This is a genomic window from uncultured Lacinutrix sp., assembly GCF_947500325.1.
Classification (GTDB): Bacteria; Bacteroidota; Bacteroidia; order Flavobacteriales; family Flavobacteriaceae; genus Lacinutrix.
The window spans coordinates 1-281 of the sequence record NZ_CANMRQ010000108.1; the positions used below are offsets into that span (position 1 = coordinate 1).

Below are 281 nucleotides of genomic sequence, written 5' to 3' on the forward strand. Positions count from 1 at the left end.
ACATTAGAAGATACTATGGGTAACCCAGTAACGGCAACTCAAAATAGTCCTGGTGTATTTACTGAACTTGTGGCTGGCACATATGTCGTTACTGTAGATAGTGGTGATTGTAACACAACTTCTTCAACTATTACTATAACTGAACCAATAGCGCCTCTTAATGTTACTTTTAATACAACTAATGTAACATGTAGTGGAAATAATAATGGTGTGTTAGAGATTATTGCAACAGGTGGAACAGGAATTATTAAATATGCGATTTCACCTCAATTAAATCAATT

The 281-nt window shown here is 34.2% G+C and carries 1 protein-coding gene; it reads left to right on the forward strand.

The genetic code is table 11. From position 1 onward, the window contains the following. On the forward strand, positions 1-281 hold a 281-nt coding region (locus tag Q0997_RS20385), incomplete at both ends, for a SprB repeat-containing protein (protein ID WP_299892585.1).